Consider the following 20,618-nt stretch of genomic DNA (forward strand, 5'->3'; position numbering starts at 1 on the left):
CAACGATTGACCGTTTCATACACGCAGGGAGGGTCAGACCCGACCGCTCAGGCGTGCCTGCACCAGCTGCCGGCTTCGACGGTGCACGGCAAGGACGTCGGGCCCCGCGGAGGGCGTCTGCGGGGCCGGCACGAGCTGATTGCGGGCGGGGTCGTACATCACCACGTCGTAGCCGTGGTCCTGCAGCCACTCACGGATCTCGCGCGACGAGGAGCCGAAGCGATGAAGGAACTTGTCGACGAGTTCGAGCATCCACACCGCGGGCTCACCACGGGCGATCAGCCGGGAGGCGCCGCTGAGCGCGAGGTGCTCGGTGCCTTCGACGTCGAGCTTTCCCATGGCGTAGGCGCGTTCGGGCAGAAGCTCGTCGAGCCGGCCGAGCCCGACCTGGACCCCGGCCTGAGGAGGGTCCGCCTCCGTCCGGAGCCGGGAACCGGTGCCGTTGATGAAGAAGCGGACGCTGCCCTGCTCGGCTCCGATGGCCATGTCATGGACCGTCACCCAGTCGAGGGAGTTCGCCCGGAGGTTGTGCTGCAGCCGCTTCACATACGTGGGCACTGCCTCGAACGCGTGCACCGCCCCGCTCGGCCCGACGAGTTGGGCCGCGAGCAGACTGAACATGCCCTCGTTGGCGCCGCCGTCGATGAAGCCGTCTCCGGGACGGAGATAACGCTTCATGAACGTCATCTCCTCGTAGTCCGGAAGCCCGCCGAAATAGAGGAAGCGGCCCGGCTGCGTACTGTCGCGGTAGGCGCGGAAGGACATGCCGCCGAACACGGACAGATCCCGTGGCCGCCGGACCAGTCGCTTCCACGCCTGCCATCCGGCCATGGCAGCCAGGGCCCGGGCCCGGCGCCCCCGGTTGGCCGGGTGCTCCCAGGCCATCCGCACCAAGCCATGCATCGTCGTCGGCAATCCTCTGCTCCTGTTCAGCGCGCATCAGGTGGCGGAGTACCGCTGCCGCAACTGCACGCGGTACCAGTTCTCCACACGCTCCGCGACCCGTGGCCAGTCGAGCGCCGCGGCGGCACTCACCCCCAGGGCGCTCATCTTCCGTCGGGCCGGTTCGTCGTCCAGCACGGCGCCCAGTGCCCGTACGAGATCGGCCTTCGACCCGGACTCGAAAACCCTCCATGCCTCGCGATCAGGAACCACCGGATCGAGCGAGGCGTCCGACGACACCACGACGGGGGCGCCCAGGGCGAGCGCCTCCAGCGCTGCCGTCGGTACGCCTTCGCCCTTGCCCCGGAGCCGACGCGAGGCGAGGACGAACACCTCGGCCCTCCGCACGAGCTCGTACACCTCCGCCCGGGAGAGCGGACCGGCCAGCTCCACTCCCGGCCGGGTCGCGGCCATCCGGGCCAGCCGGTCCCGCTCCGGGCCGTCCCCGGCGACGACCAGCCGCAACCACGGCCGGCGGCGGGACAGTTCATCGAAGGCCTCGACGAGCAGGGTGTGGTTCTTCATCGGATTCAGCGCGCCGACACTCACGATCAGTCCGCGCTCGCGGGGCACGGCCTCGGACGGGGACGGCATGGCGGACAGCTCCAGGCCGCTCGACATGGTGAGGACACGTCGTTCGTCCACACCACGGGCGACGAGGTCCGCGGCTGTTGCCGATCCGAGCGCGACGAACGCGGTGACGTCCCTGAAGACCCGCCGTTGCAGAGAGCGCCGGCGGTGGGTCAGGGAGGCGTGCACGGTCAGGAACAGCGGGACGCGGAGGTGTCTGCACACGGGGCCGAGCACCAGACCCTCGACATGATCACCGTGCAGATGCACCAGATCGACGCCGTGCGCCCGCGGATCGTCGCACAGGCGCCGGATGGCGGCAGCGGCTTGTGCCGCGAACGCAAGCCGGTCCGACACGTGCGCCAGCGTCCGCGGCACTGCCCCGCCGCGCAGCGGCAGACGTGTGGCCCCCGGCTGGACGACCGATCCGTGCCGGAACGCCATGGTCACCTCGTGCCCCTGAGCGACCTGCTCGCGCGTGAGGCATTCGACGTGGCGTTCCATTCCACCCGGCAGGGGAGGAACCCGGTAGCTCACTCGGACGATGCGCATCGCAGCTTCGCTCCACCCCTTGATCGACTCGAACGCATCAGCCGGCCATGCCGGACTCGCCGATGCGACTGGGTTCCTTCCGAAGGTCCGGGGCCCCGCCGGCCGTCTGACGGGCCATCTGCCGCCCCACGGAGAGTTCGACACCGCCCGCGGCCGCGACGGACGGCGCGGGAACGGCAGCGGACGGAACTCTGAGCAGCAACGCCACCGTGGCCAGGCCGAGCACCGTGGCCGCCAGCAGCAGGCCGCCCGACGGCAGGACGCCGTGGGCCAGCAGCACCCCGGACAGACCGCCAACCGCGGCGAATGTCCCGATGGCAAGAGCGGTCTGGCGGACCGTCAGGCCCATCCGGCGCAGCCGGTGCGACGCATGGTCCAGCCCTCCCTGAAGCAGCGGCCTTGCCTCCCGGTAGCGGGAGAGCATGACGAGCGCGGTGTCCACGGTCACGACCAGGGTCGCGGCCAGCAGCCCGGCGGGCGCGGCGAGGCCGGCCGCGTCCTTGTGGAGGAGCACCGCCGCGCAGGCCACGGTGAAGCCGATGAAGAGGGACCCGGAGTCGCCGAGAAAGATCCGCGCAGGGTGCCAGTTGTGCAGCAGGAAGCCCAGGCACGCGCCGGACAGGGCCACGAGGACCAGTCCCAGCCCGGCCTGTCCGATCCACCACGCCTGCCAGCACAGGAAGACGCCGATGACGGCACCCACCGACGACGACGCCCCGTCCATGTTGTCCAGCAGGTTGAAGGCGTTGGTGGTGAACACGATCCACAGGACGGCGATGACGGCGTCGAGCGGGCCGCCGAGCAGCGTCGGATGTCCGCCGACGAGTACGACGGCCGTGGCCGCCGTCGCCTCCACGCCGAGCCGCACCGCCGGGCCCAGCGGGCGCAGATCGTCGATCAGCCCCAGCACCGCCATGACCGCGGCACCCCCGAGCAGTACCGCGAGGCCCGGGCTGCCGAAACCTCCGGCGAACGCCGTGGCGGCTCCCGCGGCGAGCGTGACGACCGCGACCGCGATCCCGCCGAGGTACGGCGTCGGCCGGGCATGGCCCTTGCGCCCGTTGGGCCGGTCGGTGACGCCGTACCGCAGGGCGAAACGCCTCAGCGGTTCCGTCAGCAGGGCACCGAGCGACAGGGCCACGCAGCCGACCGCGACCGTCATCGGCAAGGGACTCATGCCTGGCACGGGCCCGCCAGTGCAGATCCGGCGACGCTCGCGGTGGCCGCCGGAGGACGCTCCGCCCTGCCACCGGGAACGCTGGTCGACGCCAGGCGGTTCATCTCGTCGCGGGCGTCCGCGATGGCGTCCGTGAGCACATCGGAGAGGGTGTGCCGGGGCTGCCACCCCGTCAGCGTGCGCAGCTTCGTGGTGTCCGGGACCCTGCGCTGCATGTCTTCGAAGCCGGCGCCATAGGCCTCCGCGTAGGGCACGTATTCCAGCGGCGAGGCGCTTCCCGACTGGGCGATGACACGCTCGGCGAGTTCCCGGACGCTGATCTCCTCGGAGGAACCGACATTGAACGTATCGCCTTCCGCGGCTGGATTCCCCAGCAGAAGCATCAGGGCCTCGACGGCGTCCGCGACATGGAGAAAACAGCGCCTTTGCTCGCCGGCCGCGTGGACGGTGAGAGGCTCTCCGCGCACCGCCTGCCGGGCAAAGCGCGGAATGACCATCCCGTAAGCCGGGCTCTGCCGGGGTCCGACGGTGTTGAAGAACCGGACGATGGTCCCCTTCAGGCCCCGTTCGCGGTGATAGAGACCCGTGAGGATCTCGTCGACCGCCTTGGCGGTGCTGTACGACCAGCGGACCACGGAAGGGGTGCCAAGGATTCGGTCGGAGGTTTCACCCAGAGGTCCCGAGGAGTTCTTGCCGTAGATCTCCGAGGTACTGGCCACCAGAACCCTGAGCGAGTGGCGCTGGGCCGACTCGAGGACGGTCTCGGTACCCCTGATGTTGGTGATGAATGATTTCAGCGGTTGCTCGACGATAAGTTTGACCCCGACGGCGGCGGCCAGATGGATCACGGTGTCGCACTCGCGCGCCAACTCGTCCACCAGCAGCGGGTCCAGCACGGAGCCGTGGACGAAGCGGAAGCGCGGCTGCTTCTGCGCCCGGGCGAGATTGGCCATTCGCCCGGTGGAGAGGTTGTCGAGGACCACCACTTCCTTTCCATCGGCCAACAGCGCGTCCACGAGGTGCGAGCCGATGAAACCGGCTCCACCGGTGACCAAGTACTTCGAACAAGGATCCATGCGGGCCACTCCGGTTCGGTGGGTGAGCGTCGGACAACTCCCACAGGGCTCGGTCGTCACGCCGAGCCCAACATTCACCTATGGGAGAAATAGCGGAAATTGAAACATCGGCACGCCTCGCGACGGTTCTACGAGGCCGCCTGATACTCGATTGGAGTGATGCCCGGGAGACATGACGCCGCAATGGGTCCACTGGGCATCGTATGTGCCTCAATTGACTCGGAGAACTCTAACCGCCCGGGAGGCCACGGTGATGATGGCGCGCGACCCGCATGAGCAAGAGAAACTGATTGTCGTCGGTCAGGGATATGTGGGACTCCCGCTCGCTGTGCGGGCGGTGGAGGCGGGCTTCCATGTCGTGGGCGTGGACACCGACGAACTCCGCGTGAAGCGTTTGACCTCCGGCCATTCCTATGTCGAAGGGGTGGACAGCGCCCGTCTGACGGCCGCGCTCGACAGCGGACGCTACGAACCCACCACCGACTACGACCGGATCGCCGGCTTCGACGTCTGTGTGATCACCGTGCCCACACCGCTGCGTGACGGGGTGCCCGATCTCAGCTTCGTGGAAGGTGCGGGCCGGAGCATCGCCCCGCACATCACGGCCGGCGCCACCGTGGTCCTGGAATCCACCACGTATCCGGGAACCACCGAGTGCCTGCTGCGTCCGCTGCTGGAGGAGGGCAGCGCAATGAAGGCGGGCGTGGACTTCCACCTCGGGTACAGCCCCGAGCGCATCGACCCCGGCAACCCCGACTGGCACCTGGAGAACACACCGAAGGTGACCTCGGGGATCGACTCCGCGTCACTTCGCAAGGTGGAGCGCTTCTACTCGCAACTCGTCGAACGCACCGTGCCGGTCAGCTCGTGCCGCACCGCCGAACTGACGAAACTGCTGGAGAACACCTATCGGCACGTCAATATCGCGATGGTCAACGAGATGGCGATGATCTCGCGGCAGCTGGGGGCGGACATCTGGGAGGCCATCGAGGCCGCCGCCACCAAACCGTTCGGTTTCATGCCCTTCACTCCCGGCCCCGGCGTGGGCGGGCACTGTCTGCCGGTCGACCCCTCGTATCTGTCCTGGCAGGTCAAGCGGCTGCTGCGGCAGGACGTCCGCTTCATCTCCCTGGCCAACGAGATGAACGACCGGATGCCCGCCTATGTGACCTCGCGGATCACCCGGGGGCTGAACGAGCGCGCCAAGTCGGTCAAGGGCTCCCGGGTCCTGCAACTGGGCCTGGCCTACAAGAAGAACACCGGCGACATCCGCGAGTCGCCCGCCGTCATGCTCGCGCAGTCGCTGTGCCACCTCGGCGCCCATGTCGTCGCGGTGGAACCGCACACCGAGCCCTATCTGCTGCCGCCGGACATCATGTGCGTGGAGCTCACCGAGGAGGAGATCCGTGCGGCGGACGTGGTCGTCGTGGCCACCGACCACGACACCTTCGACTACTCCCTCGTGGAAAGCACGGCGTCCTACGTCCTCGACACCCGGAACCGCTGCCGGGGCCGGCAGGTGGAGGTGCTCTGAGTACGGAAGTTCGCTGAACTGCGCACAGGGGCGGTCGGGTACGGGACACTGAGCCCTTCCGCCCCTGCGCATGCCCGCCCTCCGGCCGCTTCTCGGAATGGCGGGCCCGGCAACCCTCGGAAACCGGTCATGTCCTACAGCGCGCTGCGTGCCCGATCCGTCACACCTCGCTCGGGGTTTCTCCTTACCGCTTCACGGGGGCCGGTGTCGTCACAGGGACGGCGTTTTCCTTATATCAGGTGAAGCGCATTCAGGACGGCCATGCGGATTGCGAGAAGATCTGCCTAGCCTCTTATCGGCTTCAGCAGTCTCGTACGTCTTGTCGATTTCCCTTCTGCGCTCGACCAACGCGGGGGTTCGCATGATCCACGGGGGGACCGGGCGAGCCGGTTCTCAGTTCGCAGTTCTGACCGTCGTCGCCGGAGCGGATGTGACGGCAGCCGTGCTTCTGCCGGCGGGAACGGGGGTGCCGGCCGCGCACGGTGTCGCCGCTGTCTCTCTGCTCATACGTTCCCGGACCGCCCCGCGGAAGGTACGTCTTCGCCTCACCCTGTTCGCCGTCTCGGTCGCGGCAGGCGGCCTGCACCATCTGCTGGCCGGCCGCATCGACTCCTCCGGGGCGCACTCCGCCGGAGGTCTCCCGTCCGTGGTCCGTCCGCTGGCGGGAGCCGGGATCGCCGCGTGTATGGGGGTCGCCGTCATCGCGCTGGTGATGGCCGCCGCGGACAACGGCACCACCCTGACCTCGCTACGACGGCTGCTGGACAGCTGGCTGATCGCGGGCTCCCTGCTCACCTCGGGCTGGGTACTGCTGCTGCACCGCGCCGACCAGGGCGGGGACGTGTCGGCCTCACTGCTCGCGCTCGCCCGCGTCGTCACGGACATTCTGGTGCTGGCGCTCTTCGTCGCCCTGCGCTTCTGCCTGAGGCGCTCCGAGCGCACGGCGACCACGGTGGGCGCCGTGGCCCTCGTCGTCCTGTTCACGGGTGACGTCCTGCGCATCGTGCTGCCCGCGCCGGGCGGCTGGTCCGGGATTCCCCTCGCCACGGCGTGCTCGATGACCGGGCTGACCCTTGTCGCCGTCGCGCCGTGGCTGCCGGGGGGTGTCAGCACTGTGGGGTTCGACCAGCGTTCGATGCCCGTCACCGGGGTGGTGGCGGCGTTCGTGCCCATGGCCGTCTGCGCGCTCGCCATCTCGGCGCACGCCGTCACCGGCGGCTGCGTCGACCTCGTGATGACGGCCCTGGCGGGGTCGGTGCTCCTCGCGCTCGGCGCCCGGCAGGGCGTCACCCACGCCGACCAACTGAGGATCGCTCAGGAGGCCAAGGCCCGTGAGGCCCATTACCGCACCCTGGTCGACGGCACCCTCGACGTGATCACGATCATCGGTCACGACGGAGTGGTGCGCTACGTCAGTCCGGCGGTCCACCCGGTCTTCGGCTACCGGCCCGAGGAACTGGTGGGCGCTCGTGTCCCCTTGTTCTGTCACCCGGACGACGTGCCGCCTTTGATGCAGGCCGTGCAGACGCTGGTGGACGACGCCGGGTCGGGGGCCCGGGGGCCGGGTCACCGGGTGTCCTGCCGGGTGCGGAGCGCCGACGGACGGTGGCGCCATGTCGAGTCGACGATCGGTCACCATCCCGAGGGCATGATCTTCATCAGCCGCGATGTGAGCGAACGGGTCGCGCAGCAGGCGCAGTTGGAACACCTCGCCTTCCACGACGCGCTCACCGGTCTGCCCAACCGTGCCCTGTTCGTCGACAGGGTCGCCCATGCCCTGCAGAAGCGGACCACGGGAGTTGCCCCGCCCGTGGTGCTCTTCGTGGACCTGGACGGCTTCAAGGCCGTCAACGACTCGGCCGGACACGCGACGGGCGATGCCCTTCTGACGCACGCCGCCCGTCGGCTCCAGGCGTCCGTACGGGCGGGGGACACGATCGCCCGCCTCGGCGGTGACGAGTTCGCGGCCCTGCTGGAATGGGAGGCGGCGACGCACCCGTCGAGCGCCAGGGAGGTCGCCGCGCGGATCCTGAGCGCGCTGAAGAAGCCGTACCGGATCGGCGGCAGGGATGCGGTGGTCTCCGCCTCGATCGGGATGGCGATGGCCGCCCCGGGGGTCACTCCGGACGAGCTTCTGCATCAGGCGGACCTGGCCATGTACGCGGCCAAGGCGGCGGGCAAGGGCCGTATCCATGTGCACGCCTCGCAGCCGCCGCCCGTCTCAAGTGGTGCCTCGCACCGCTGACGGGCCGAACAGGCTTCGGCGTGGGGGCCGGCGGCGGTGGTGCGAACCGCCGTGGTCGCGGGCCAGTTCCTCCATCGCACGGCGCAGGGCGAGCTCCAGGATGCCGGGCCGGTTGAGGGTGCCCGCTCCGTCGGGCGGGGTGAGCCAGCGCAGGGTGCCCCAGCGGCAGTGGGGCGCGGGGGCGGCGATCCAGCCTCCCTTCGTGACATAGCGGGTGCCGGGGCCGACCCAGATGGCGGCGGGATCGGGCGGCAGGAAGAACCCGACGCGACGGCCTCTGCCGTCCAGCAGCATGGGGCCGGGGGCGCCGGGAAGGTCGTCCAGCAGGCCGACGGCGCGCAGTCCGAGGCGTTCGGGGACGATCAGCACGTCCCACAGGCGCCCGGCGGCAAGGAGATGGACGGCCTCACTGCCGCGGCGCCAGTCGTACCGGCAGGCCCGCGGATCCTCCGCCGCGGCGGCCAGCCAGGCCAGCGCCCTCGTCCACCGTGCCGAAACCATCGCGAACCTCCAGGTGGTGCGGCCGTGGGCGGTCGGGCCGACCAACCACGGCAGGGTGTGCAGACGTGGATGCACGTTCAGGCCCAGTGCAGCGGGGCGGGCGGCCCCGTGCCATACGGCGGAACCGAATTCGCCGGATGGAGGGAGCGCCCAGGGCGTGACGGGGAGCGGCTTCGCACGACCGCGCTCCCCGGCGTGGTCAGCCCGTCCAGAAGTCCCACCAGCGCGTCAGGATCAGCATCCCGACGACACCGGTGTGCAGCAGCGGCGGCCAGAGGGTGAACTCGTCGAAGAACTTCCTCAGCCACTCGGGGGCGGGCAGAAAACGGTTCCGGACGATGAAGGAGGTCAGGTACCAGAAGATGAAGATGGTGGCGATCCACGCCAGACAGCACCACAGGCACAGGGCGCTGATCGTGTACAGCGACTCGAACTGAAGCCACGTCACGAAGCCGATCCCGAACAGCGCGCCCGCCTCGAAGGTCAGCCAGTACCACCCGGGAAACCTCGCGCCGGCCAGCAGGCTCATGCCGACGCAGATCACGATGCCGTAGGACACCAGGCCGAGCATCGGATTGGGGAATCCGAAGGCCGAGGCCTGGTCGCTCTTCATGATGTTGCCGCAGGAGACCACCGGGTTCAGGCTGCAGCCCGGCGTGAAGTCCGGGTCCTCCAGGAGCTTGAACTTGTCGATCGTGATGACCCATGAAGCGAGCAGTCCGGCGGCCCCCATGATGACCTGCAGCAGGGCGAACCCCCGGCCCGCGCCTTCGGCCCTGGCCATCAGCCGCGCAGGCCGCGGGCCGGCAGCAGGATGTGCGCGGCGGCGTGGAGGGTCTCCTCCGCGCCCGCGAAGGCGGCCAGGGCGCCGGGATCGACGGGCCTGCCGGGCCCGGCCTCCGGCCAGGGCCGCGTGGTGAACACGAGGTAGGCGTGTCCGCGCCGGCCGACGGCGGCGAGCCACTCCGGCGGCGGCACGCACTGGCCGTCGAGGTGGGGCATGGTGACGACGGCCCGGCCGGCCTCGACGAGCAGGCTGACGGGCAGGCCTGGGCGGGCGGCGGCGTCGACGAGTTCTCCGCCGGGCCGCAGTCCGGTGCTGAGCAGCAGCCGCTCGACGGCGGCGGAGGAGGCCTCGGGTCCGCCGGCGCCGTCCCCCAGGGAGTAGACGAGCAGACAGGGCATGTCGCCGTCGGGGGCCGCACCGCTCCAGGCCAGCACGACGAGGGTGCCCAGATCGGCGGCTCGGAAAGGGCGCGTTTCGCTTGAGGTCGAGGTCACCGCGGAACCCTATCGACGGGCCGGAAGGCGCCCGGTCGGCTTCTCACCCGTACAGGCCAGTGCCCGAGGGGTCTCCACACGAACGAGGGATGACGACGGACATCCGCTCGTGTTCCCTCCCGGCGCACCTCGGCCGCCCTCCCGGAGCGGGAGGGCGGCCGAGGGAAAGCCCGCGTCGACGTCAGTCGTTGCCGCAGAGGTTGCCGAGCGCCGGGTTCATCAGGCCGATGACGCTGACCGTGTTGCTGCAGACGTTGGCCGGGACGTGGACCGGGACCTGGGCGACGTTGCCCGACAGGGCGCCCGGCGAGTCGGTGGCGGCGGCCGCGGCGCCGGTGTCGGCGGCGGCGACACCGGCAGTGCCCGCAACGGCCGCGGCGGCGATGGTGGTCAGGGCCAGGCCCTTCGCGATACGCAACATGGAGGAGATGCTCCTTGGAATTGACACAACACCGGGCGGGACGCCCGGTGTTGTGTCAACCGTGGGGTGCGCCCTGGGGTTGTGCCGCCAATGGGGTGATGCTCGTACCCGGCGGTCACGCCCGTACGAGGAGTCCGGCACCGGCCGCACACCGCCCCGCGGGCGGCCCGGATGCCGGGCCCCGGGGGGCGGGTGCGGAGTGCCGGACGGGGTGCTACCTGCGCGCCGCGACCCGGCCGCGCCGGTACAGGATCGCTCCGCCGAGGAGCAGCGCGGCACCGGCGGCCGAGGCGGCGACCATGTCCTCACTGCCGGTGTGGGCCAGGGTGGGCGTGTCCTCGACGACGGGGGCGTCGTCCACGACCGGCGTCTCGAACTCGGTCTCGGGGGCGGCCTCGTCGGGACGCGAACCGCTCGGGGTGCCCACCGCCGGGTCGGTACGCGGCTCGTCCACCTCGGTGGCGGGCGTGTCACTGCCGGCCGGGACCGCGGGGGCGTCCGGGGTGACCGTGTCCGGGACCGCCGGCGTGTCGGGCAGCGTGGAGGTGTCGGGCACCTCGGGCAGCGCGGGGGCGTCCGGGAGAGCCTCGTCCGCGGGGACGTCCACGCTGGAGGCCGCGTCGGCTCCGGTGCCGCAGACGTTGGCGGCCGCCGGGTTGAGGGCGCCGACGACGTCGAGGGTGTTCCCGCAGGCGTTCAGCGGGATGCTCACCGGCGCCTGGACGCTGTTGCCGGACAGGACGCCGGGCGAGTCCGCGGCGTCGGCGACGGCGGTGGCCTGCGACGTGTCCGACCCGGAGCTGTCCGAGTCGTCGTTGAGGCAGACGCTGCCGAACGCCGGGTTGAGGAGGCCGACCACGTCGACGGAGTTCCCGCACAGGTTCACGGGACTGTGCACCGGCACCTGGACGTTGTTGCCCGAGAGGACACCGGGCGAGTCGGCGGTGGCCCCGGTCGCGTCCGCGTCGGCGAAGGCGGCGGCGGTGTACAGGGACAGGAGGCTCGTCGCGGCGGCGGCCACGATCGTCCCCCTGCTCAGGGTCTGTCGCACTTTTATTCGTTGTCTTCCTGCTTGGAGAAGTGGAAAGCCGGCCTTGGCGCCTTCAGGGCTTCCCAAGGCCGGCCGTGGCAGCCGGGCCGGCTGGTTTGCAGCGTCAGTCGTTGAGGCAGGCGGTGCCGAACGCCGGGTTCAGCAGGCCGATGACGCTGAGCGAGTTGCCGCACAGGCTGGCGGGGAGATGCACGGGAACCTGGACCAGGTTGCCGGAGAGGACGCCCGGCGAGCTCGCGACGGAACCGACGGCGTCCGTGTCGGCGAAGGCGGGGGCGGCCATTCCCATGGCCATGACCACGCCCGCCACGACAGCAGCGGTCTTCTTCATGAACTTTTCCTTCCCATTTACTGCGGTCATGCCCCTGTACCGGCGGAAACCGAGCGAGCACGGCATGAACGGCTCGCGTCATGACCTACAGGCTGTAAACGAGGGATAGACGTCCCAAGCAACTACGGAACGCGGCCTTCCCCGGAATTCACCCGAACGCCTCGCCCGCAACCGGCACCGGCACCGCACCCGGGCGAAATTCTCGTTTCACGGAAAGGCTCGGGCAGCCCACGCGGGGAAGGAACGAGGGCGGCCCGAGCGGTCACCGGGGGGCCGAGATCAGCCCCCTCGCATCAACCCGGTGCGACGGAATTGGTTTCGGGACGTCACCCAGGTGGGCCATCGGAGTGAACGGGAATTCTGTTGATCGACCCGTCATGGAAATCCGCTTTTCCGAAGGGAATGACCGGCGACATCCCGGTCGGGGCGGCGGCTGCCGGGCTAGTACCGGATGTCCCGCGCCCGGTCGATCGTCTCGGCGAGCTGCTGTACGTCCCTGTCCTCGGTGGTCCTCGCCAGACCGGCGGCGCGGTCGCCCAGGTCGCTGAGTCCCAGGTCGCCGGGCAGGGAGCGCCAGCGGTCGTCTCCGGAGCGCAGGGCGTCCGCGAAATAGGCGGCCACGGCGGTCACCTGGAGGCGGGGGTTCGCGTCCCAGAGCCGGTCGCCGAGGGAGCCCGCCTCCAGCCGGCCGGACTCCTCGTGCGGGGCCCGGGTGTCGGGGTCGAGCCAGCGGACGGTGGCCGTGGCGAGATGGCCGTCGGCACCCGGCCTGGTGCGTACGGCGTACAGGGCGGTGACCGTGTGGCCGGGGCCGATCTCGCCGCCGTCGACGCGGTCGTCGCGGAAGTCGTCGTCGGCGACCCGGCGGTTGTCGTAGCCGACGAGGCGGAACTCGGCGACCGTCTCGGGGTCGAAGGCGACCTGGGCCTTGGCGTCACGGGCCACGAGGTCGATGTTCTGCGGGAGTTGCTCGCAGAAGACCCGGCGGGCGTCGTCCTCCCCGGACACGTACACGGTGTGGCCGTCGCCCCGGTCGGCGAGGCGTTCCATCAGGGCGTCGCCGTAGTCGCTGCCGACGCCGACCCCGAAGAGGGTGATGCCGTGCTCGCGACGGGCGCCGTCGACGCGTTCGAGGATCGAGTCGGGGTCGGTGTCGCCGTCGTTGGCGAGCGCGTCGGAGACGAGGACGACCCGGTTGGTGGCGCCCTCGCGCCGGCCCTCGACGGCGGTGGCGTAGCCGGTCCGGATGCCGGCGCCGAGGTTGGTGGAGTACGTCGGCTCCAGGCCGTCGATGGCGTCGTGGACGCGGCCCCGGTGGTCGCCCAGCCGGGTCATGGGCAGGACGGTCTCGGCCTCGTCGCTGAAGGTGACGATGGCGACCGAGTCGTCGTCGCGCAGCCGGTCCGTCATCGTGCCGAGGGACTGCCGGGCGAGATCGAGGCGGCCGGGTTCGCCCATCGAGCCGGAGATGTCGATGACGAAGGTGAGGGCGGCGGGCGGGCGTTCCGCGGTCTGCCCGGAGGTGCGGGTGGCGAGGCCGACGCGGACGAGGGACCAGTCCTCCTCGTCGGTGCGGGCGCCGTCGACGGTGACCGAGAAGCCGTTGCCGTCGGGGCGTTCGTAGTCCTGGCGGAAGCTGTTGACGAACTCCTCCGGGCGGATGGTGGAGGGGTCCGGGCGCCGGCCGTCGGCGAGGGTGCGGCGCGCGTAGCCGTAGGAGGCGGTGTCGACGTCGAGGGCGAAGGTGGAGAGGTAGTCGGGCGAGGGTTCCGTCTCGCGGGCCGCGCCGTCCGCGCCGTCCTGCTGTTCGCCTTCCCGTACCTCGCCGCTGCCCCGGCTCTGGGCGGGGGCGGGAGCGGGGAGGGCTTCCGAGTGGTTCGGGACGTCCGTGCTCTTGCCGCCGGAGCCGCCCGCGCCGCAGCCGGCGAGCAGTCCGGCCGCGGCCACGAGCGCGAGCAGTGCGGCGCGTGGTCGTGCCGTGCGCGGTCGTCGTGTGCGGTGGGTCTCCATCTGCCGTGCCCCCTGTGTCCGTTGACGTCGACGTCTGTGACTGTGACGTTGCAGGGAGCCGGAACGTGCGCTCCGGGGCGTTGCGGATGCGTCTCGAAGAGGGCACGAAATGCGCCCGCCGAGACCGGTGGGTGATCTTCCGTTGACCTACGACACCACGTCCTTGCGGGCGAAACCCCGGAAGGCCAGGGCGAACAGCACCAGGGCGTACGTTATGGAGACGGCGGCGCCCTGGATCATGCCGGACCACTCGACATGCGGCTGTACGGCGTCGGCCCAGGCGAACTGCCAGTGCGCGGGCAGGAAGTCGCGCCAGTCGCCGAGGGCGGTGACGGCGTCGAGGACATTGCCCACGATGGTCAGCCCGACCGCGCCGCCGACCGCGCCCAGGGGTGCGTCCGTCCGCGTCGACAGCCAGAACGCGAGGCCCGCGGTGACCAGTTGGGACACGAAGAGGTAGCCCACCACCACGACGAGCCGCTGGGCCGCGGTGCCCGCGGCGAGTTCGCCGCCGCTCGGGATCTCCAGGGGTCCCCAGCCGTAGGCCGCCGTGCCGACGGCCAGTGCCACGACCGGCAGCAGCACCATCGCGGCCAGGCTGAGTCCGAGCCCGACGAGGAGCTTGGACGACAGCAGCCGGGCGCGCGGTACGGGCGCGGCGAGGAGGTAGCGCAGGGAGGACCAGCTCGCCTCCGAGGCGACGGTGTCCCCGCAGAACAGGGCCACCGGGATCACCAGGAGGAAGCCCGCGGAGACGAACAGGTTCACCGCGGCGAAGTTGGCGCCGGACGCGGTGGCCGTGTCCATCAGGGTCACCGCGTCGTTGCGTCCGCCCGGCTCGCCGCCGATCGCGAAGGCGACCAGCAGGACGAACGGCAGCGCGGCGAGGATGCCGCCCATGACCAGCGTGCGGCGCCGCTTGAGCTGGCGGACCAGCTCGACGCGCAGCGGCAGGGTGCGGCCCGCCCGGTAGCCGGAGGCCACGTCGGCGAGAGCGTCGGTGCTCATGCGGAGCCTCCGATCAGGGTGAGGAAGGCGTCTTCCAGGCGGCGGTGGGGGCCCACCGAGGCGACGGGCACGTCGAGCCGTACGAGCTCGGCGACCAGGGCCTGGGCGCTGCCGTCGGGGTCGAGCCGGACCAGGAGTCCGTCGTCGGTGCGCACGGCCGAGGCCACGCCCGGCAGCGCGGCGACCTTCTCCACGACGGGCTCCTGGACGGGCGCGGCGGTGCCGACGAGGAGGGTGTCGCCGGAGCCGACGATCTCGCCGACCGGGCCGGCCTGGATGAGCCGGCCCCGGTCCATGACCACGAGGTGGGTGCAGGACTGTTCGACCTCCGCCAGCAGATGGCTGGAGACGATCACCGTGCGTCCGGCGGCGGCGTACCGGATCATCACCTCGCGCATCTCACGGATCTGCGGCGGATCGAGGCCGTTGGTCGGCTCGTCGAGGATGAGCAGGTCCGGCAGGCCGAGCATGGCCTGGGCGATGGCGAGGCGCTGGCGCATGCCCTGCGAGTAGGTGCGCACGGCGCGGGCCAGCGCATCGCCGAGGCCGGCGATCTCCAGGGCCTCGTCCCTGTGGGCGTCCTCGGGCGGCCGGCCGGTGGCCCGCCAGTACAGCTCCAGGTTCTCCCGCCCCGAGAGGTGCGGCAGGAAGCCTGCGCCCTCGACGAAGGCGCCGACCCGCGACAGCACCGGGGCGCCGGGGCGGATCGCGTGCCCGAAGACGCGGACCTCGCCGCCGTCCGGCTGGATCAGGCCCATCAACATGCGCAGGGTCGTCGTCTTGCCCGCGCCGTTCGGGCCCAGGAGGCCCAGCACCTGCCCCTTCTCGACACGGAAGGAGAGGTCGCGGACGCTGTAGCGGTCACCCTTCGCGTACTTCTTGCTCAGGCCGGTGATCTGGAGCGGGACTTCGGCCAGTGCGGGATCGGGCGCGGGCGTGGCCGTGCGCCGGCGGCCCGTCAGCAGCAGCGCCGCGGCGAGCACGACGCCCGCGAGCGGCAGCCACCACACCCACGCGGGGAGCGGGGCGGCCGCGGTCGTCACACCGGGGGCCGTCGGCACCAGCAGATCGCCCTTCAGGGAGACGGTGTACGTCGCCGGGGCCGTCGGGGAGGCGTAGCCGAGGTCCGTGGAGGCGAGGACCAGCCGGAGCCGGTGGCCCTTGTCGATGTCGTGGTCGATCGCCGGGAGCGTGATCGTCACGTCCTTGCCGGACCCGGCGCCCTCGACCCGGATCGGGGTGACCAGCTGGGAGGGCAGCTGCCGGGTGCCGCCGGGGCCGACGTCGTACACCTTGGCGAAGAGCACGGCGTCGTCACTCGTGGACTTCACATGGACCGTGACGGCCGGCGATCCGGTGATCCGCAGGTCGCTCGTGACCGGTGCCGACTCGAACGCCGCGTACTGGCCGGGGAAGTCGAGGGACACGCCGACCCCGAACGCCGACAGCTGGGCGAGGCCGTTGGAACCGCCGAAGCCGGGCAGGGCGGAGAGCGCGGGCGGGCCGGCTCCGGCGGGGTTGTCGAAGCGCTGCTCGCGCCCGGTCAGCGGGATCGGCCGCCGTGCGTTCGCCAGGCCGGTGTACGAGTCCCCGCTCGCGCCCCGCAGCGGGACGGTGCCGTCGGTGGAGTCGACGCCTCCGGTGCGGGTGACACGGAAGGCCGGGCCCGTGTCGACGCCCTTGTCCGCCTTGAGATAGCGGTCGAACCAGGCGGTCACCCGTGCCTGCACACGGCCGGTCTCCAGGTTGCCGCCGTCGTGCCCGCCCGCGATCCAGTCGACGTCCACGGGGGCGCCGCCCGCACGGATCGCCTTCGCGGCCGCGTCGGACTGGGCCAGGGTGAACAGGGAGTCGGCCTGGCCCTGCACCAGCAGGGTCGGCACCTTGATGCGGTCGCCGACGGCCGACGGCGAGCGCTCTTCCAGGAGGGCGCGGGCCGCGGCGTCCGGGGTGCCGGACTCGGCGATCCGCTCGTACATCGCGCACAGGGCGGGCTCGAACTTGTCGCAGCCGCCGCCGGTGTTGAAGAAGATGCCGGCCCACAGCTTCTTGAACACACCGTCCGGGAACAGGGCGTCCGCGAGGTTCCAGTAGGTGATCGCGGGGGCGATGGCGTCCACGCGGTCGTCGTGCCCGGCGGCCAGCAGCGAGATCGCGCCGCCGTACGAGGCGCCCGCGAGGCCCACCCGCGGGTCGCCGGCGCTGTCGAGCCGGACCTGGGGCTGCCCGGCGAGCCAGTCGATCAGCCGGGAGACATCGGCGACCTCGCCCTTCGGGTCGTTCAGTCCGACCTTCCCGGTCGACTTCCCGAATCCGCGTGCCGACCAGGTCAGTACCGCGTATCCGTCCCGGGCCAGGTCCTCCGCCTGCTGCCGGACGTCGTCCTTGCTGCCGCCGAAGCCATGGCCGAGGAGCACGGCAGGGCGGCGGCCGGCGGAGCCGGAGGTGAAGTACGAGGTGTCCAGGCGCACGCCGTCCACGGACATCACCTGGTCGGTGCGGCGCACCGCGGGCGTGTCGTCGTCGGAGGCGACGGCCGTCCACGTACCGGCACCGGCGAGTACGACGACGGCGGCCGCGGCGGAAACGATCCGTCGGGGCCGCCGTGGTCCTCGCAGACCGGGCAGTCGAAGATCCATGCTTCAACGGTACGGGGTCGACCTGTCGGGGAGATGTCGACCAGAGGCCGAACTCACCGCCCTCCCGCGGGTGTACGGGACCTCGGTCGCGTACACCAGGCGCGGTACGGGACACGGGCTCTCAGACCCGCGCGTCCTCCGGTATCGAGACCAGCCAGCGGGTGTCGCGGCGCGGGCGCAGATAGAACGCCCAGTACAGGGTGGCGGCGGCGGTGATGCCGCCCGTCCACAGCAGATACTGCGTCTCCTGCTGACTGAGGATGTACGCGAGGACCACGATCAGCAGGACCGGCACCACCGGCCACAGCGGCATGCGCCACGCGTGCGTGTGCCGGTGGCTGCCGCGGCGGGCGAGCAGCGCGGCGACCGCCACGAGCAGGTACATGCCGGTCACGGAGACGCCCGTCACCCCGTACAGGGTGTCGAGGTTGACGAAGCAGAGCAGCGCGCCGGGGACGCCGACCGCGAGCGTGGCGACCCACGGGGAGCCGAAGCGGCCGAGCTTGGCGAAGACCTCGTTGACCGGCTCGGGCCACGCCTTGTCGCGGGCCGAGGCGAACAGGACACGGGAGTTCTGGATGACCATGACGATGCCCGCGTTGATGATCGCGAGGGCGACGCAGAGGCTGACGAAGGTACCGACGGCGGAGTTGGACCAGGCGGTGACCATGGAGCCGATGTCGCCGCCGGTGAGCTCGGTGAGGTCGGAGGCGCCCATCGTGATGGCGACGACCGGGACCAGGATGATCACGGAGGAGATGGCGAGGGTGGCCAGGACCGTGCGGGCCACGTTGCGGCGCGGGTGCTCCAGTTCCTCGGAGAGGTAGACGGCGGTCGAGAAGCCCTGGGTGACGAAGAGGGCGATCGCGAGACCGGAGACCACCAGCATGGCCGTGACGGTGTCCGCGTGACCGTCGGCGCCCGCCACCCGCATCGAGAGCAGGCTGCCGGGGCCGCGCTCCCCGTGGGCGAAGCCCAGCACCGCCACCACGGCGGCGGCGATGACTTCGAGGACCAGGAAGACGCCGGTGATCCAGGCGTTGGCGCGCAGATCGAGCAGGCCGGCGAGGGTGGCGAGCAGCATGACCGCGGCGCCCGCGACCGACGGGTCGAGGTGCACGACCGGCGCCAGGTAGTCGGCCGTGCCCATCGCGATCACCGGCGGGACGATCATGACGACCAGCAGGGAGAGCACGAAGACCAGCCAGCCCGCGAGCCGCCCGGCCATCGTCGACACCATGGCGTACTCGCCGCCCGCGCTGGGGATGAGGGTGCCCAGCTCCGAGTAGCAGAACGCCACGGCGATGCAGAGCAGCGAGCCGATGGCGATGGTCAGGGCGGTGGCGGTGCCGAGCGAGCCGAACAGGTCGGGGACGACGACGAAGAGCGTCGAGGCGGGCGTCACGCACGAGAGGGTGAGGAGGGTGCCGCCCACGACCCCGATGGAGCGCTTGAGCTTCTGGGGACTGCCGGGCGCCTCGATGACGGCGTTCTCGACAGGGCGGAGCGTGTCGGTCATGCGGGGTTCCGATCGACGGGGGGCAGCAGGGATCGCGGTGCATCGAACCCCGACGGAAACCGTCGCGTCAATGGGTACTTCTCTACGGAATTCGTTGTCGCATGACAGCAGGAGTGGCGTTCTTGACACAAAAGAGCAGTCGTTCGGGCGTTTGGCTCCCTACGGGAACCGCACTCCGTGTCCACAAGAAACAGGGCCGTCCGCTTCTGCGGACGGCCCTGCGACGGACGTCAGTGGTTGACGGACGTCAGTGGTTGCGCGGGAAGCCGAGGTCGACACCGGCGGGGGCGTCGGCCGGGTCGGGCCAGCGGGTGGTGACGACCTTGCCGCGGGTGTAGAAGTGCGTCCCGTCGTTGCCGTAGATGTGGTGGTCGCCGAAGAGCGAGTCCTTCCAGCCGCCGAAGGAGTGGTACCCGACGGGGACCGGGATCGGCACGTTCACGCCGACCATGCCGGCCTCGATCTCCAGCTGGAAGCGGCGGGCGGCGCCGCCGTCCCGGGTGAAGATCGCGGTGCCGTTGCCGAACGGCGAGCTGTTGATCAGGGCCACGCCGTCCTCGTACGTGTCGACACGCAGCACGCACAGCACCGGGCCGAAGATCTCGTCCTGGTAGGCCTTCGCCGTGGTGGGCACCTTGTCCAGCAGCGAGATGCCGATCCAGTGACCGTCCTCGAAGCCGTCCACGGTGTACCCGGTGCCGTCCAGGACGACCTCGGAGCCCTCGGCCGCCGCGCCCGCGACGTAGGACGCCACCTTGTCGCGGTGCACCTTCGTGATGAGCGGGCCCATCTCGGAGGTCGGGTCGTTGCCCGGACCGATCTTGATCTTCTCGGCGCGCTCACGGATCTTGTCGACCAGTTCGTCGCCGATCGCACCGACCGCGACGACCGCGGAGATGGCCATGCAGCGCTCGCCCGCGGAGCCGTACGCCGCCGAGACCGCCGCGTCCGCCGCCGCGTCCAGGTCGGCGTCCGGCAGCACCAGCATGTGGTTCTTGGCACCGCCCAGCGCCTGCACACGCTTGCCATTGGCGGAGGCGGTGGTGTGGATGTAGCGGGCGATCGGGGTGGAGCCGACGAAGGAGACGGCCTTGACGTCCGGGTGTTCCAGGAGCCGGTCGACGGCCACCTTGTCGCCGTGCACGACGTTGAAGACGCCGTCCGGCAGGCCCGCCTCGGCCAGCAGCTCGGCGAGCTTCAGCGAGGCGGAGGGGTCCTTCTCGCTCGGCTTGAGCACGAAGGTGTTGCCGCACGCGATGGCCAGCGGGAACATCCACATCGGCACCATCGCCGGGAAGTTGAACGGCGTAATGCCGGCCACGACACCCAGCGGCTGCCGGATCGCGGCCACGTCCACGCGGCTGGCGACCTGCGTCGACAGCTCTCCCTTCAGCTGCACGTTGATGCCGCACGCCAGGTCGACGATCTCCAGACCGCGGGCGACCTCGCCGAGCGCGTCGGAGTGCACCTTGCCGTGCTCGGCGGTGATCAGCTCGGCGATCTCGTCGCGGTGCGCGTCGAGCAGCGCACGGAACTTGAACAGGATCGACGTGCGCTGGGCCAGCGAGGACTGGCCCCAGGTCGCGAAGGCGTCCTGGGCGGCCGCCACCGCCGCGTCCACCTCGTCGACCGTCGCGAACGCGACCTTGGTGGTGACCGCGCCGGTCGCAGGGTCGGTGACCGGCCCGTACGTGCCCGAGGCGCCTTCGACGGTCTTGCCGCCGATCCAGTGGTTGACGATCTTCGTCATGACCGAGTACT

At 70.9% G+C, this 20,618-nt stretch carries 17 protein-coding genes; 2 read left to right on the forward strand and 15 right to left on the reverse strand.

Going from position 1 to position 20,618, the window contains the following annotated elements; translation table 11 throughout:
- Positions 1-33: 33 nt before the first annotated feature.
- The 4 genes from F7R91_RS34715 to F7R91_RS34730 are packed head-to-tail and all read right to left on the reverse strand — an operon-like array spanning position 34 to position 4,317.
- Entirely contained in the window at positions 34-915 is an 882-nt protein-coding gene (locus tag F7R91_RS34715) for an FkbM family methyltransferase (RefSeq protein WP_150956364.1), read from the reverse strand.
- A gap of 24 nt (positions 916-939) precedes the next feature.
- Positions 940-2,064, reverse strand: coding sequence for a glycosyltransferase family 4 protein (locus F7R91_RS34720; protein WP_150956367.1), 1,125 nt, complete (start codon positions 2,062-2,064; stop codon positions 940-942).
- 37 nt (positions 2,065-2,101) lie between these two features.
- Complete coding sequence (locus F7R91_RS34725) at positions 2,102-3,226, reverse strand: MraY family glycosyltransferase (RefSeq protein ID WP_191971774.1); 1,125 nt, start codon at positions 3,224-3,226, stop codon at positions 2,102-2,104.
- Between the two features lie 11 nt (positions 3,227-3,237).
- Positions 3,238-4,317 carry an NAD-dependent epimerase/dehydratase family protein gene (locus tag F7R91_RS34730; protein WP_150956373.1) on the reverse strand — a complete coding sequence of 360 codons (1,080 nt, stop codon included), beginning with the start codon at positions 4,315-4,317 and terminating at the stop codon, positions 3,238-3,240.
- A 253-nt stretch (positions 4,318-4,570) separates the two neighbouring features.
- Here F7R91_RS34730 and F7R91_RS34735 point away from each other — a divergent pair, with 253 nt between their 5' ends.
- Both F7R91_RS34735 and F7R91_RS34740 read left to right on the forward strand, forming a co-directional pair.
- On the forward strand, positions 4,571-5,851 hold the full coding sequence (locus F7R91_RS34735) for a nucleotide sugar dehydrogenase (RefSeq protein ID WP_225320962.1): 1,281 nt from the start codon (positions 4,571-4,573) through the stop codon (positions 5,849-5,851).
- 430 nt (positions 5,852-6,281) lie between these two features.
- Entirely contained in the window at positions 6,282-8,096 is a 1,815-nt protein-coding gene (locus F7R91_RS34740) for a diguanylate cyclase domain-containing protein (protein ID WP_191971775.1), read from the forward strand.
- Here F7R91_RS34740 and F7R91_RS34745 read toward each other — a convergent pair.
- The 11 genes from F7R91_RS34745 to mmsA all read right to left on the reverse strand — a co-directional run bounded on the left by F7R91_RS34745 (position 8,073) and on the right by mmsA (position 20,607).
- A complete protein-coding gene (locus F7R91_RS34745; protein WP_225320963.1) occupies positions 8,073-8,642 on the reverse strand; it encodes a hypothetical protein in 570 nt (189 codons plus the stop codon). The genes F7R91_RS34740 and F7R91_RS34745 overlap by 24 nt on opposite strands.
- A gap of 154 nt (positions 8,643-8,796) precedes the next feature.
- A complete protein-coding gene (locus F7R91_RS34750) occupies positions 8,797-9,381 on the reverse strand; it encodes a vitamin K epoxide reductase family protein (protein ID WP_150956379.1) in 585 nt (194 codons plus the stop codon).
- Positions 9,381-9,878, reverse strand: a complete 498-nt coding sequence (locus F7R91_RS34755; RefSeq protein ID WP_150956382.1) for a DUF5949 family protein — start codon at positions 9,876-9,878, stop codon at positions 9,381-9,383. The genes F7R91_RS34750 and F7R91_RS34755 overlap by 1 nt, the downstream gene beginning before the upstream one ends.
- 181 nt (positions 9,879-10,059) lie before the next feature.
- Positions 10,060-10,299: a chaplin gene (locus F7R91_RS34760; RefSeq protein ID WP_150956385.1), complete on the reverse strand. Its 240-nt coding sequence runs from the start codon at positions 10,297-10,299 to the stop codon at positions 10,060-10,062.
- A gap of 214 nt (positions 10,300-10,513) precedes the next feature.
- Positions 10,514-11,350 (reverse strand): chaplin family protein, encoded by an 837-nt coding sequence (locus F7R91_RS44110; protein ID WP_150956388.1) that lies wholly within the window; start codon positions 11,348-11,350, stop codon positions 10,514-10,516.
- Positions 11,351-11,453: 103 nt separating this feature from the next.
- Positions 11,454-11,681, reverse strand: coding sequence for a chaplin (locus F7R91_RS34770; protein ID WP_150956391.1), 228 nt, complete (start codon positions 11,679-11,681; stop codon positions 11,454-11,456).
- A 441-nt stretch (positions 11,682-12,122) separates the two neighbouring features.
- The gene (locus F7R91_RS34775) at positions 12,123-13,691 is read right to left on the reverse strand and encodes a vWA domain-containing protein (protein ID WP_150956394.1); all 1,569 of its coding nucleotides are present in this window, start codon (positions 13,689-13,691) and stop codon (positions 12,123-12,125) included.
- Positions 13,692-13,838: 147 nt separating this feature from the next.
- The gene (locus F7R91_RS34780) at positions 13,839-14,699 is read right to left on the reverse strand and encodes an ABC transporter permease (RefSeq protein ID WP_150956397.1); all 861 of its coding nucleotides are present in this window, start codon (positions 14,697-14,699) and stop codon (positions 13,839-13,841) included.
- Positions 14,696-17,338 (reverse strand): alpha/beta fold hydrolase, encoded by a 2,643-nt coding sequence (locus F7R91_RS34785; RefSeq protein WP_191971776.1) that lies wholly within the window; start codon positions 17,336-17,338, stop codon positions 14,696-14,698. Before F7R91_RS34785 ends, F7R91_RS34780 begins: the two co-directional genes overlap by 4 nt.
- Positions 17,339-17,459: 121 nt before the next feature.
- On the reverse strand, positions 17,460-18,857 hold the full coding sequence (locus F7R91_RS34790) for an APC family permease (RefSeq protein WP_150956400.1): 1,398 nt from the start codon (positions 18,855-18,857) through the stop codon (positions 17,460-17,462).
- 247 nt (positions 18,858-19,104) lie between these two features.
- Entirely contained in the window at positions 19,105-20,607 is a 1,503-nt protein-coding gene (mmsA, locus tag F7R91_RS34795) for a CoA-acylating methylmalonate-semialdehyde dehydrogenase (protein WP_150956403.1), read from the reverse strand.
- Between the last annotated feature and the right edge of the window lie 11 nt (positions 20,608-20,618).

Source organism: Streptomyces luteolifulvus (assembly GCF_008806595.1).
GTDB lineage: Bacteria > Actinomycetota > Actinomycetes > Streptomycetales > Streptomycetaceae > Streptomyces > Streptomyces luteolifulvus.

What these genes read in the sequence shown, in the direction of transcription:
- F7R91_RS34760 (WP_150956385.1), bottom strand. Translation starts at nt 10,299, where the DNA reads ATGTTGCGTATCGCGAAGGGCCTGGCCCTGACCACCATCGCCGCCGCG.
- F7R91_RS34780 (WP_150956397.1), bottom strand. Translation starts at nt 14,699, where the DNA reads ATGAGCACCGACGCTCTCGCCGACGTGGCCTCCGGCTACCGGGCGGGC.
- F7R91_RS34750 (WP_150956379.1), bottom strand. Translation starts at nt 9,381, where the DNA reads ATGGCCAGGGCCGAAGGCGCGGGCCGGGGGTTCGCCCTGCTGCAGGTC.
- F7R91_RS34790 (WP_150956400.1), bottom strand. Translation starts at nt 18,857, where the DNA reads ATGACCGACACGCTCCGCCCTGTCGAGAACGCCGTCATCGAGGCGCCC.
- F7R91_RS34735 (WP_225320962.1), top strand. Translation starts at nt 4,571, where the DNA reads ATGATGGCGCGCGACCCGCATGAGCAAGAGAAACTGATTGTCGTCGGT.
- F7R91_RS34730 (WP_150956373.1), bottom strand. Translation starts at nt 4,317, where the DNA reads ATGGATCCTTGTTCGAAGTACTTGGTCACCGGTGGAGCCGGTTTCATC.
- F7R91_RS34720 (WP_150956367.1), bottom strand. Translation starts at nt 2,064, where the DNA reads ATGCGCATCGTCCGAGTGAGCTACCGGGTTCCTCCCCTGCCGGGTGGA.
- F7R91_RS34785 (WP_191971776.1), bottom strand. Translation starts at nt 17,338, where the DNA reads ATGGATCTTCGACTGCCCGGTCTGCGAGGACCACGGCGGCCCCGACGG.
- F7R91_RS34770 (WP_150956391.1), bottom strand. Translation starts at nt 11,681, where the DNA reads ATGAAGAAGACCGCTGCTGTCGTGGCGGGCGTGGTCATGGCCATGGGA.
- mmsA (WP_150956403.1), bottom strand. Translation starts at nt 20,607, where the DNA reads ATGACGAAGATCGTCAACCACTGGATCGGCGGCAAGACCGTCGAAGGC.
- F7R91_RS34775 (WP_150956394.1), bottom strand. Translation starts at nt 13,691, where the DNA reads ATGGAGACCCACCGCACACGACGACCGCGCACGGCACGACCACGCGCC.
- F7R91_RS34725 (WP_191971774.1), bottom strand. Translation starts at nt 3,226, where the DNA reads ATGACGGTCGCGGTCGGCTGCGTGGCCCTGTCGCTCGGTGCCCTGCTG.